The sequence below is a fragment of the Veillonella sp. 3913 genome (assembly GCF_003992235.1).
In the GTDB taxonomy this organism is placed as follows: Bacteria; Bacillota; Negativicutes; order Veillonellales; family Veillonellaceae; genus F0422.
The window spans coordinates 214,430-227,138 of sequence record NZ_RQVF01000002.1 but is presented as its reverse complement, the minus strand read 5'-3'; the positions used below and the strand labels follow the sequence as shown (position 1 = coordinate 227,138).

Genomic DNA, 12,709 nt, shown 5'->3' with positions numbered 1-12,709 from the left:
AATAAATAGGTAGCCAGTATGAAAACTTATAAATGCATTTCATGTGATAAGTCAATTGTAGCTGACTTTAATGGGAAATTGCAAAAAGGAATGATGAAGAAATCGGAAAAATATCTTTGTCCTATATGCTTTAAGAGTAGAAATCTTACTAATATGGAAATTGAGGATTTAGAGTACGATGAGCTATTAGCTTTATATAAAAAGAAAAATTGGGTTTTGCCTGAAAATTTTACCGTGACACATAGAGTACACCGTGTAGCACCAGGAAGAACGAATAATGTATATATTGAAGTAGATGAAAAAAGGCAACTTATTAATATACCTTTATTAGATACGGGGTTCTTTAGTGATACAATTACAGATTATTTAGTGTCTTTTGATAATATAGTGGATTTTGCAATTATAGATAATGGTAATCAAACTGGTGTGGGTAGTAGTTTAGTTGGAGCTGCAGTAGGTGGATTGCTTTTTGGTGAAGCAGGTGGAATTATTGGTGCAATGTTACCATCAAGAACTGATAATAGAAAATGTGAAATGCTACAAATTAAAATTGTATTAAACAGCATAGATGCCTCTCAAAGGTATATCAATTTTATTGGAGAACATTCAGGTGTACCGCCACAGGCTAGGTCATCTTATGAATATAAAGGTATTTATAAAGCCTTAGAAGAATGTGCATCGGTTCTAACAATTATAATGAAAAGAAATGCAGAAAAGAAAAATAATACAGTTGTAGTAACTGATCATAGGCAAGCATCACATACTGGGAATCAATCAGTTGATATTATTGAAAGTATAAAAAAGTTAGGGGAATTAAAAGAACTCGGTTTAATTAGTGAAGATGAGTTTGAAATGAAAAAAGTAGAGTTATTAAACAAATTGTAATTTGGAGGAATAATAATGAAGGATATAGCTGGAACTTTGTTTTTAATTGGCGGAGCGTATGCATTTGCAAAAACTTTTTTTGGACATAGGTTGCCTATTGCTTTGCAGGATAAAGCTGGATTAAAAATTATGTTAATTATGATTGTAAGTGTAATATTAATGTGGTTTGACTATTAATTGTAACTTAATAAGGGATATATTATTGAAGGGGAGTTGATAAATTAATCAACTCCTTTGTTTTTAGAATATGTGAGTATAAAATAAATCTACTTATCTTGCGACCAGCTTTCTATGAATGATATAATTTACTTAACAAATATTGTTGGACTAAGATAATCTGAGGGAGGTATTCTTATGAGTAATGTAACGTTAACGTATTATGGTCATGCTACGTTTGCTTTGAGCAATGGTGATGTAACGTTGGTATGTGATCCGTTCTTTACAGGCAATACATGGGATGTGGCAAAGGCAGAGGATATAGAGTGTCAATATATTTTTGTATCCCACGGTCATGATGATCATTATGGTGATACCGATATGATTGCCAAGAAGAATGATGCCCTTGTAATCTCTACTGCAGAGGTAGCTCGAAAAGCGGCTGAAGCAGGGGCTCGTAGCCATGCGATGCATTTAGGTGGAAAGTTTAATTTCCCATTTGGTTCCATCCGTTTAACACCAGCTTTTCATGGGTCTGGTGTGCCAGGTGGTCATGCGGCAGGTGTAATCATTGAGTTTTTTGGTAAACGTGTGTACTTTGCTGGGGATACGGCATTGTTCAGCGATATGAAATTAATCAGTCGCCATGGTGAAATCGACTATGCTTTGTTGCCAATTGGTGATAATTTTACGATGGGTGTGGAAGATGCGGTGACAGCAGCATCTTGGATTCAAGCAAATACAACCATCCCAATTCATTACAAAACATGGCCTGTGATTGATAAAGAGCCAGCAACCTTTGTGGCGTTGTTAGAAGCAAAGCATAAACAAGCTGGACTTGTGGTGGATCCAGGTCAAACTATCGAGCTGTAATATAAGGAATATGAAAAATAAACAGTTCCTTGAACAAATAAAAATTACAAGAAATAATGGGAATGTTTCATTGGCGTACGAATCTTGATAGCAGAGAATATGAAATATTTCTATCTGAAAGGATTGTCACTAGCATATGCTAATGTGGCAATCCTTTTTGTGTAGACTCTTTTCTCTAACATAGATTACTGACGTCAATCCCTTCTCTATGGTATAATGAAATTCACATGGAGGTATCTATGAAATTAACACATTTTGATGAAGGCGGTAATGCGCATATGGTGGATGTGTCCCAAAAGGATCATACAGAGCGCGTAGCTGTAGCAGAAGGGTTTATTACGCTCAGTGAGGAAGCTTTTAGTATTGTGGCTAGCGGGAATGTCAAAAAAGGTGATGTGTTAGCAGTGGCACAATTGGCAGCCATCATGGGAGCGAAACAAACGTCTAACCTTATTCCGTTATGCCATCCATTGGCGTTGACGAAGGTGAGTGTAGACTGTTCCTTGGTAGAAGAGAAGCAAGCTGTGTGCATTCGTAGCACAGTGAAAACTACGGGTCCTACAGGAGTGGAAATGGAAGCGTTAACAGCGGTCCAAGTGGGTCTATTAACTGTCTATGATATGGTAAAGGCCGTCGATAAAAGTATGACCATTGGTCCTGTGTATCTTGTGGAAAAACAAGGTGGTAAAAGCGGACATTTTAAGCGATAAGATAGTAGGTGAATCATGGAAATTGTATTAGTAGAACCGGAAATTCCTGGTAATACAGGCAATATTGCACGTCTTTGTGCAGCAAATCATATGACACTACATTTGGTGGAACCTTTGGGGTTTTCCATTGAAGATAAATATTTAAAACGAGCAGGTCTTGATTATTGGCATCTAGTAGATGTAAAAATACATAAGTCCTTGGATGAAGTGTATGAACAATATAAAGATCGGCGTTTTTGGTATGCTACGACAAAGGCCGCCCATACCCACGCAGAAGTGCAATATGAAATTGGAGATATGCTCGTGTTTGGTAAAGAAACAAAAGGTTTGCCAGAAGAAATTGTGGCAGCCAATCCAGACACATGCATTCGTATTCCGATGATTGATGAAGCGCGGTCTTTGAATTTATCGAATGCGGTGGCAATTATTGCCTATGAAGCTATGCGCCAACTGGATTTCCCAGATTTGCAGGCCGTTGGACCAGGTGTATCTATCGAGGTGTAACCTCTTGATAGTAGGTATTGGTCTATAGAAAATACTAAATATAGTAAGTCTAATCATATGGTATAGCCTATATATAGTGAAATATCATAAACTTTCATAGAATGACCAAAGATTAGATAATATAGACTGTATAGCATACACAATATATGAAAGAATATAAGAATGAAATCCTAATAGGATGGAGGAGAAATTATGAATTACGATTTAGCATATGAATTACAAAAAGCAATGCGTGACAGCGAAGAACATAAAGAGATGATGGCAGCCCAAGAGGCAATTAAAGACGACCAAGCAGCAAAAGGCATGGTAGAAGAATTTATGTCTTTACAAATGCAACTGGAATATGCAAAAATTGCAGATGCTCCTGAAGCGGAAGAGTTATTGAAAAAATTAGAAGGCTTATTGCCGATGGTACAAGCTAATTCTGGTGCGAATGCGTACTTAACAGCGCATGCACGTTGGACACAAGTGGCGAATGATATTTATCGAATCATTAGCGAACCAATCACTGAAGGTATGAAAATTTTAGAAAAGGCAAACTAATATGAGTGCTGTATGGGAAGCATTGCAACAGGTGGTTCCAACGGATCGTATTCAAAGGGATGCGCTGTTAGCACCTTTCACGACCTTTCAAATTGGAGGACCTGCGGATCTACTTGTACTACCTCGTTCTATACAAGAATTGCAGGATTGCATGCGTGTATTACATGCTCATAACATAGAACCTTTTGTGCTAGGCCTAGGATCTAATGTGTTGATTCAAGATGGTGGTATGCGTGGCGTCGTTCTTTGCTTGAAAGAATTGCAAGAGGAGCAACACCGCAACGGTACAACCATTACTATGAGCGCTGGGTATACTTTGAAAGAAGTATCTGAATATGCTCAACGTGAAAGTTTGAGCGGCTTAGAATTTGCCATCGGCATTCCTGGTAGTTTAGGTGGTGCTGTATTCATGAATGCAGGTGCCTATGATGGAGAGATGGATCAAGTAGTAACCAGTGTAGATGCTGTAGATATGCAGGGACACTTGCACCACTATAACCGAGAAGAATTGCAGTTTGCCTATCGTCATAGCCGCTTTCATGAGAACCATGAAATCATCGTTCGTGTGACTATGGAATTACAGGAAGGAAATCCTGAGGATATCCAAGGACGGATGGATGATCTTACTGAAAAACGAGAGTCTAAACAACCATTGGAACATGCCAGCGCAGGATCTACCTTCAAGCGCCCACCGGGATATTATGCAGGAACTTTGATTGACCAAACAGGTTTGAAAGGGTTATCCGTAGGGCCTGCAGAGGTATCTATGAAGCATGCTGGATTTGTGGTCAATCGTGGAGGCGCTACAGCCAATGATGTGCTAGGTGTAATTCATGAGGTACAAAAACGGATTCATGCAGCTCATGGGGTGCAGTTGGAACCGGAGGTGCGCATTCTAGGGGAATCTCGTGAACCAATGGGTTCTGTTGTCGCCGTTGTGAGAGCTCAAGAGACAGATATTCCAGCGTTGTCTAACTTGTGTGCAGACACATTTAGAGAAACTTTCAGTCATGACAATACGGAAGAGGAATTACAGGCTTTCTTTGATGAGGCTTATAACCATGATGTATTGAAACGTGAGTTGGACCATGACGAGAGTGAAACATATCTAGCTTACGTAGATGATGTGTTGGCGGGGTATTTGAAAATAAACTGGGGCGACGCACAAACAGAGCGTAAATTAGAGAATGCCTTTGAAGTACAGCGCCTATATGTGCTCAAAGAGTACCATGGACAAGGCGTGGGTAAAGCCTTGTTTGAAAAAGCTTTGCGCATCGCTGAATCTGGTAATTTTTCTTGGACATGGTTAGGCGTTTGGGAGAAAAATTATAAAGCCCAACATTTTTATAAACGCTATGGATTTGAAAAATTTGGAGAACACCAATTTGTTGTGACTCCAGAGAAGACAGATATCGATTGGTTGTTGAAGAAATCTTTGCGATAATCCTTGACATATCCATTGTATTTTGAGTATAATATTTCGGTAAGCAATTTGTACGGACTTCCACTAGCCCCGGAAGGTGGCAATTGCTTCTGTTAATACATTCTTGTTATTAGGAGGAAAGCAGCATGAAAACTACATTTATGGCCAATGCGAACAATATTGAACGCAAATGGTATGTTGTTGACGCTGAAGGTAAAACTTTAGGACGTCTTGCTGCCGAAGTTGCTAAAGTTCTTCGGGGCAAACATAAACCAACTTTTACACCACATGCAGACACTGGTGACCACGTTATCGTTGTGAACGCAGAAAAAGTTCGTGTAACAGGTAAAAAATTATTACAAAAAGAATATTTCCGTCATTCTGGTTATCCAGGCGGATCCCGTTTCACTACACTTGCTATGATGTTGGAAAAACATCCTGAACGTGTAATCGAAATGGCAGTTAAAGGTATGCTTCCAAAAAATAAATTGGGTGCACAACAATACCGTAAATTGAATGTATACGCTGGTGCAGAGCATCCACATGCTGCTCAAAAACCAGAAGTTTTGGAATTAGATATCCGTTAATACCGGGAGGAGGAACATATAATGGCAGTAGCACAATACTACGGCACTGGTCGTAGAAAATCTTCCGTTGCTAGAGTTCGTCTGGTACCGGGTACAGGTAAAATCACTGTAAACAAACGCGAATTAAATGAATATTTTGGTCGTCAAACTCTTGAGTTGATTGTTAAACAACCATTGGTATTAACAAACACTTTAGAACAATACGACGTTGTGGCAACTGTAGCTGGTGGTGGCCCATCCGGTCAAGCTGGTGCAATTCGTCACGGTGTGTCTCGTGCATTACTAGAAGTTGATGGCGAACTTCGTCAAGGTCTTAAAAAGGCTGGCTTCTTGACTCGTGACCCACGTATGAAAGAACGTAAAAAATACGGTCTTAAAAAAGCTCGTAAAGCATCTCAATTCTCCAAACGTTAATTTGGCGATTACAGAACCCAGTACCCTTATGGTGCTGGGTTTTTTGTTACCTCTGGAGGATCTGTGTTAATAGAGAAAGGAAGGATACTACATGGATAAACTACTAAGACTATTGGGAGTGGTAGCTGTGGCACTGATCATATGGTATTTGCCACATACGCCAGAAATTTCAGATCAAGGATGGCATTTATTAGCTATCTTTACAGCTACTATTGTGGGCTTTATACTACGACCATATCCCACTGGGGTAATGGCATTTATGGGATCTGCGGCGGCAGTCGCTACTAGTTCGATTAAGATGAATGAAGCGTTATTAGGCTATGCAGAGCCTAATGTATGGCTTATCGTGTCGGCTATCTTCTTTTCTAGAGGAATTATTAACTCTGGATTAGGGCGACGCATTGCGTATACCTTAATTCATTGGTTCGGTACGAGTACCTTGCGTTTAGCCTATGCCTTGGCGATGACAGATTTAATTATTTCTCCGGCTACTCCATCTAATACTGCTCGTGGAGGTGGTATTATCTATCCTATCGTGCAAAATATTTCTATGGCCTTTGATTCGAGACCAGGAGAAACGGCACGTCGCATGGGAGCCTACCTAATGACTACGGCTCACACAGTAAATGCCTGTACAGTGACTGTATTCTTGACCGCTTGTAGTGGTAACTTGTTGATTACATCTTTAGGAGCAAAATTATTTGGCTACACTGTGACATGGTGGGAGTGGTTTTTAGCAGGAGCTTTGCCTGGTTTGCTCAGTATGGTTATCATGCCTTGGTTTATTTATAAGATTTACCCACCTGAAATCAAAGAAACACCAGAAGCTCCAGCTATGGCTCGTGAAGAGTTAGATAAACTAGGTCCGATCACGACGATGGAAAAAAAGGTAGCAGCTATCTTTGTGGGGGCAATTCTACTCTGGTCTACTACGACAATTACGGGTTTACATGCGACGGTCATTGCGATTATGGCCGTACTAGCCTGTGTCATTAGCGAATGTCTTACATGGGATGATATTTTGAAAGAAACCACAGGTTGGGATATTTTAATCTGGATGGGTACTCTAGTAGGTATGGCTGGATTGCTTGGTAAATTAGGCGTTGTAGCTGTCTTTGCAAAATTCGTCAGCACTATGTTAGGTGGTATGTCTTGGGAGTGGGCGGCATTGATTATTTCGTTAGTCTTTGTATACTCGCAGTATTTCTTCGCCAGTGGTACCGCTCGTATTACAGCCTTATTTTCTGCCTTTGCGTCTATCTTAATTGCCTTGGGAGCACCAATTCCTTATGCGATTTTAATGTTTGGCTTGATGAATAGCCCCGGCTGTACGTTGACACATTATAGCTCTGGGGTAACGCCAATCTTCTTTGGCAGTCACTACGTGCCACAAGTGACCTGGTGGAAAGTAGGATTTTATATTTCCGTATTGAATTATATCTTCCATTTCTTCTTTGGTAACTTAAGCATGAAGTTATTTGGAATCATCTAAGATGATGTAGATAGGGAAATACTTCCAGTGTAGTCATCGTAGTGCATGAGTAGATGATTTCTTTGTAATGATGGTAGTATATGGCTTCATAGAAGTGATGGATGTCATATTCTGCATAATTAGAATTAGGACAGGTTTTACATTAGGTTGTACTGAAATGCTGTATGTGCATTTGGGTACAACCTTTTTTGGTTTTATGCTAAATGTGTGGGATGCTCATATACGAAGAGCCCTCACATTTGTTATGGTGGGGTTTTAGAGTTTGAAATTGATAATTGAAGAGTGAAGAAATTTAATTATAAACACTACTTTTGTCATAAGATGTAATAATAAAAGTAAATTATTATATTTTTAATAATGATACTTATTGAAAATGCTTGGACTTTCATGTATAATAATGATAATGATAATGAAAGAAATATCCCTCCAAGAGGTACGTATGAAAATAGATAAACGAAAAGGCAAACGTTGGAAAATTGCCGAACATCAAAAAGAAATAGAATCTCAATTGACCTCTGGATTAGCAGTGCATCCTATTGTTTCTCATTTATTGGCAAACCGTGGGATTACCACTGTAGAAGAAGGTCGAACATTCTTATATAGCACAATGGATGATTTATTAGATCCTTTTATGTTAAAAGGAATGGCACAGGCTGTGGAAGAAATCGAAAGAGTCTTAGCCATGAATGGGTCCATTGTCATTTACGGAGATTATGATGTAGATGGTATTACGGCTACATCACTAATGTACCGATTTTTTTCGCGATTAGGAGCGAATGTAACTTATTATATTCCAGAGCGACAAAGTGAAGGATATGGTCTCAACTTAGAAGCTTTGGAATATTTGATTGCTCAAAAAACAGATTTAATTATTTCGGTAGATTGCGGTATTAGTTCCTATGATATTGTAGAAGCTGTGAGAGATCGCGTGTCTATGATTATTACAGACCATCATACATCACCGCCGCAAATACCAAGGGCTACAGCGGTGGTTAACCATAAACAGCCAGAGTGTCCCTATACAGATAAAAACTTATCTGGCGTAGGTGTGGCATTCAAAGTCTGCCAAGCTTTATGGAAGCGTCGTACTGGTGAAGAATATCGAGAAGACTTAGATATTGTAGCCTTGGGAACGGTAGCTGATGTAGTTCCCTTAGTGGGAGAAAATCGGATTATCGTTCGTGAAGGTTTGCGTAAGATGACAGAGTCTCCCAATGTAGGGATTCAAGCCTTAGTGCAAGTGGCTGGTTTAGAAGGAAAAGTACTATCTGCAGGCCATATTGGGTTTACCTTAGCGCCAAGATTAAATGCAGCAGGACGGGTGACGCATGCGACACGAGCTGTAGAATTACTGATTACCACAGACCTAGTTGAGGCCATGGAAATTGCAGAAGAGTTGCAAGAAACAAATACGGAGCGACAACAGATTGAACGAGCTATTTTTGAAGAAGCGTATCAATCGGTATTAGCACAAGGAAGTTTGGCGGATCAATGTATTGTAGTGGCAGGCGAAGGCTGGCATCCTGGAGTTATCGGTATCGTTGCGTCCCGTTTGGTAGAAGCCTTTTATAAACCGACTATGGTGATTAGTATTCATGATGGAATTGGTAAAGGCTCCTGTCGTAGTATTGATCATTGTAATATGTATGATATGTTAACCTATGCAGGAGATACATTAATACAGTTTGGTGGACATGCACAGGCAGCAGGATTTAGTGTACAAGCAGAGCATATTGATGCCTTACGTGAAAAAGCTAGTGAGTTTTGCCGTAAACAATTAACAGAAGAAGATTATATTCCCATTGTCACCGTTGATGGTGCTATGCATAGCGATGATATTAGCATTGAGTTAATTGATCAAATAGCTACTTTAGAGCCTTATGGTATGGGGAATAGTACGCCTGTGTTTGCACTTCCTAAGATTCGTGTGCAGAATCTGTACCCTATGGGATTTCAAAAAAATCATTGTAAAATTATCTTGCAAGGTCAACAGGGCCCCATTGATGCGGTGGCTTGGCAAGGGGCACATTATATGCAGGAAATCTTTGCAGATGACCCTGTAAAAGTAGCATTTTCTTTGCAAAAAAATGAATGGCAAGGCGTGGTGACGCCACAACTCATTGTGCAAGACTTGGAACCACTTTCACAACAAAGAGAACGACTAGAAGTAGATAGCTTACGCAAGATGTATACTGTGGTAAAACATATTTTCCGGTCTCCCACAGCACCAAAGTATATAGTGGAGCGAGAAGCGTTAGAGTGTAAGCCACAAGAAATGACTTCGCGAGAAGCAATCCTTGCTTTAGATGTATTTAAAGATTTAGGCATTCTAAAAGAGGAAGCATTGGATGATGGACGTCATGTATATCGCTGGGTGAATGTGCAACAAAAGTTGGAACTTCACACATCGTTGACGTTTATGACTTATAGTCAGGAGGGATCATAATGGTAAGTACTATAAGTACCCCTCAGGAGCATACATTTAATAAAGAACGAGAATATGGACAATTTATGGACCGTGTTCGGTCCTATTTACCAGAAGAAGACTGGCCAGTCATAGAGCGTGCGTTTGCACTGGCAGATAAAGCGCATGCATCGCAAAAACGGGCTTCTGGAGAACCGTATATCTTGCACCCTTTAGGGGTTGCCACCATATTGAGCGAACTACAAATTGATCGATCTACCTTGGTATCTGCTTTATTACATGATGTAGTGGAAGATACAGAGATAAGCTTAGAGGAAATAGAAGAACAATTTGGACCAGAAGTGGCATTCTTGGTAGATGGGGTTACAAAACTAAATCAATTTCAGTATCAAACGAAAGAAGAACAGCAAATTGAAAATTATCGGAAGATGATTTTAGCCATGGCAAAAGATGTGCGCGTAGTAGTTATCAAGCTAGGGGACCGCTTACACAATATGCGTACTTTAAAGCATATGCGTCCTGATAAACAACAACGCATAGCCCAAGAAACATTAGAAATTTTTGCGCCATTGGCACATCGCTTAGGTATTTTTAATATTAAATGGGAACTAGAGGACTTATCGTTCCGTTATTTAGAACCAGAAAAATATTATGACCTAGTACAACAGATGAGTGAAAAACGACAAGCTCGTGAGGATATTGTAAATGATACTATGAATACTTTGAAAGATGCTTTGGAACATGCTCATATTAAAGCAGATGTAAAAGGTCGTCCCAAACACTTTTATAGTATTTATAAGAAAATGAAAAAGGACAATCGAGATTTATCTCAAATTTATGATTTGTATGCCGTTCGAGTCATCGTAGATACGATTCCAGATTGTTATGCCGTGCTAGGTACAGTACATAGTTTATGGAAACCTTTGCCGTATCGCTTTAAAGATTACATTGCGATGCCGAAGTCGAATATGTATCAATCCTTGCATACCACAGTTATCGGTACAAAAGGTCAGCCTGTAGAAATTCAAATTCGTACTTGGGATATGCATCGTGTGTCTGAATATGGTGTAGCCGCCCATTGGCGATATAAGGAAGGTAATAAAGGGAAAGCAGAAGCTGATTTTGATGCAAAGGTAGGCTGGATTCGTCATGTTCTTGAGTGGCAAGATGCAAGCGATCCGAAAGAATTGCTTAACGCTTTGAAACTGGATGTCTTTACAGGGGAAGTATTCGTCTTTACCCCAAAAGGCGACGTTATGAAGTTACCGAAAGGCACAGTGCCACTGGATTTTGCGTATCGTGTTCATACCGATGTGGGGAATAAATGTGTAGGAGCCAAAATTAATGGCAAGATTGTTCCTTTGGATTATGAATTGCAAAATGGTGACATCGTTGAAATCGTCACTTCTAAAAATGGGAAACCACGGTTAGACTGGTTAAATATTGTCGGCTCTACAGAAAGTAAGACGAAGATTCGAAACTGGTTTAAGCGTGAAAATAAAGAAGAAAATATCGTCAAAGGTAGAGAACTATTAGAAAAAGAAGCGAAACGCTTAGGCTATGATTGGAAGGACTTAACAAAAAATGGTCGCCTAGAAAAGATTGGAAAATCTTTGAATGCTGGCGGCGAAGCTGAGCTGTACTCTGCCGTTGGCTTTGGTGGACTTTCAGTGAATACAGTATTACTCAGATTAGTGGATATTCATAAGCAGGAAGTGGCTAAGGAAGAGCAGCGAAAAGATACGATGGCTGTCATCGACCGTCTTAAAGTACATCAAGGAAAATCTAAGAAAAGTAGCAGTGGTGTTCTTGTAAAAGGTGAAGCTGGTGTGATGGTTCGTATGGCTCGTTGCTGTAATCCTGTACCAGGAGACGACATTATTGGCTATATTACGAGAGGTCGAGGCGTTTCTGTACATCGTGCAGATTGTACCAATATTGGTCATACCCCAGATGATTTGAATCGTATGATTGAGGTTGATTGGGAAGGAGCTACACAGGATCAATTCCAAGTGAGTGTGTCTGTGCATGCCTATGATCGCAGTGGTTTATTAATGGAAGTGATGGCAGTCTTGTCAGAAATGAAAATTAACATTTCCAATATTAATGCAAAAACTGACGATGCAAAAGATGTAACCATTCATTTAATGTTAGATATTAAAGATTTGTCACAACTCGATTATGTGATGACGAAATTGCGCCGAGTGAAAGATGTATATTCAGTCCATCGAGGAGGGAAAGCATGAGAGCCGTTGTACAACGTGTGAGTTCTTCTTCGGTTACCGTAGATGGGTCTGTTATTGGTAGTACGAAGCAAGGTCTTTTAGTACTAGTAGGTGTAACAGATACGGATACAATAGAGGATGTACACTATATTTGTGAAAAGGTAAGCCATCTACGCATCTTTGAAGATGAAGAAGATAAAATGAATCTATCTGTGCTAGATGTAGGTGGTGAAGTGTGCGTAGTTTCGCAATTCACCCTCTACGGAGATGCGCGTAAGGGTCGTCGACCGAACTTTATGAAAGCAGCACCACCAGAGATGGCAGAGCGCTTATATTTGGATCTAGTAGAGGCTTTCAAAGGAAAAGGCTTAATCGTGAGTACAGGTCAATTTCAAGCTCATATGCAAGTAGCATTGGTCAATGATGGACCTGTGACGATTCTATTAGAAAGTAGTAAAGAGTTTTAATGGAG

Annotated in this window: 13 protein-coding genes and 1 pseudogene; all 14 read left to right on the top strand. The window is 39.7% G+C overall.

The annotated features are described in order from the left end of the window. Window positions 1-18: 18 nt before the first annotated feature. The 14 genes and pseudogenes from EO113_RS04220 (at window position 19) to dtd (ending at window position 12,704) form a co-directional block, all read left to right on the top strand. Complete coding sequence (locus tag EO113_RS04220) at window positions 19-885, top strand: SHOCT domain-containing protein (protein WP_127135632.1); 867 nt, start codon at window positions 19-21, stop codon at window positions 883-885. A gap of 15 nt (window positions 886-900) precedes the next feature. Further along, window positions 901-1,062 carry a hypothetical protein gene (locus EO113_RS08145; RefSeq protein WP_164726321.1) on the top strand — a complete coding sequence of 54 codons (162 nt, stop codon included), beginning with the start codon at window positions 901-903 and terminating at the stop codon, window positions 1,060-1,062. A 177-nt stretch (window positions 1,063-1,239) separates the two neighbouring features. Then, window positions 1,240-1,914 (top strand): metal-dependent hydrolase, encoded by a 675-nt coding sequence (locus EO113_RS04215; RefSeq protein ID WP_062400982.1) that lies wholly within the window; start codon window positions 1,240-1,242, stop codon window positions 1,912-1,914. A 239-nt stretch (window positions 1,915-2,153) separates the two neighbouring features. Beyond that, window positions 2,154-2,624: a cyclic pyranopterin monophosphate synthase MoaC gene (moaC, locus tag EO113_RS04210; protein ID WP_062400980.1), complete on the top strand. Its 471-nt coding sequence runs from the start codon at window positions 2,154-2,156 to the stop codon at window positions 2,622-2,624. A 15-nt stretch (window positions 2,625-2,639) separates the two neighbouring features. Next, on the top strand, window positions 2,640-3,128 hold the full coding sequence (trmL, locus tag EO113_RS04205; RefSeq protein WP_009352837.1) for a tRNA (uridine(34)/cytosine(34)/5-carboxymethylaminomethyluridine(34)-2'-O)-methyltransferase TrmL: 489 nt from the start codon (window positions 2,640-2,642) through the stop codon (window positions 3,126-3,128). Between the two features lie 192 nt (window positions 3,129-3,320). Next, the gene (locus tag EO113_RS04200) at window positions 3,321-3,671 is read left to right on the top strand and encodes a YlbF family regulator (RefSeq protein WP_009352993.1); all 351 of its coding nucleotides are present in this window, start codon (window positions 3,321-3,323) and stop codon (window positions 3,669-3,671) included. A 1-nt stretch (window position 3,672) separates the two neighbouring features. Beyond that, window positions 3,673-4,575, top strand: a pseudogene (gene murB, locus EO113_RS08245) (UDP-N-acetylmuramate dehydrogenase); the annotation flags it as partial. Between the two features lie 12 nt (window positions 4,576-4,587). Next, on the top strand, window positions 4,588-5,115 hold the full coding sequence (locus EO113_RS08240; RefSeq protein WP_240633668.1) for an N-acetyltransferase: 528 nt from the start codon (window positions 4,588-4,590) through the stop codon (window positions 5,113-5,115). 125 nt (window positions 5,116-5,240) lie between these two features. After that, the gene (rplM, locus tag EO113_RS04190; protein WP_009352918.1) at window positions 5,241-5,681 is read left to right on the top strand and encodes a 50S ribosomal protein L13; all 441 of its coding nucleotides are present in this window, start codon (window positions 5,241-5,243) and stop codon (window positions 5,679-5,681) included. Window positions 5,682-5,702: 21 nt separating this feature from the next. Further along, window positions 5,703-6,095, top strand: a complete 393-nt coding sequence (gene rpsI, locus EO113_RS04185) for a 30S ribosomal protein S9 (protein WP_009352806.1) — start codon at window positions 5,703-5,705, stop codon at window positions 6,093-6,095. A 91-nt stretch (window positions 6,096-6,186) separates the two neighbouring features. Beyond that, the gene (locus EO113_RS04180; protein ID WP_126940562.1) at window positions 6,187-7,587 is read left to right on the top strand and encodes a DASS family sodium-coupled anion symporter; all 1,401 of its coding nucleotides are present in this window, start codon (window positions 6,187-6,189) and stop codon (window positions 7,585-7,587) included. Between the two features lie 439 nt (window positions 7,588-8,026). Next, on the top strand, window positions 8,027-10,033 hold the full coding sequence (gene recJ, locus EO113_RS04175; RefSeq protein WP_127135630.1) for a single-stranded-DNA-specific exonuclease RecJ: 2,007 nt from the start codon (window positions 8,027-8,029) through the stop codon (window positions 10,031-10,033). Between the two features lie 65 nt (window positions 10,034-10,098). Further along, a complete protein-coding gene (locus EO113_RS04170; protein WP_369813337.1) occupies window positions 10,099-12,258 on the top strand; it encodes a bifunctional (p)ppGpp synthetase/guanosine-3',5'-bis(diphosphate) 3'-pyrophosphohydrolase in 2,160 nt (719 codons plus the stop codon). Then, window positions 12,255-12,704: a D-aminoacyl-tRNA deacylase gene (dtd, locus tag EO113_RS04165; protein WP_127010220.1), complete on the top strand. Its 450-nt coding sequence runs from the start codon at window positions 12,255-12,257 to the stop codon at window positions 12,702-12,704. The genes EO113_RS04170 and dtd overlap by 4 nt, the downstream gene beginning before the upstream one ends. The last annotated feature ends 5 nt before the right edge of the window (window positions 12,705-12,709 follow it).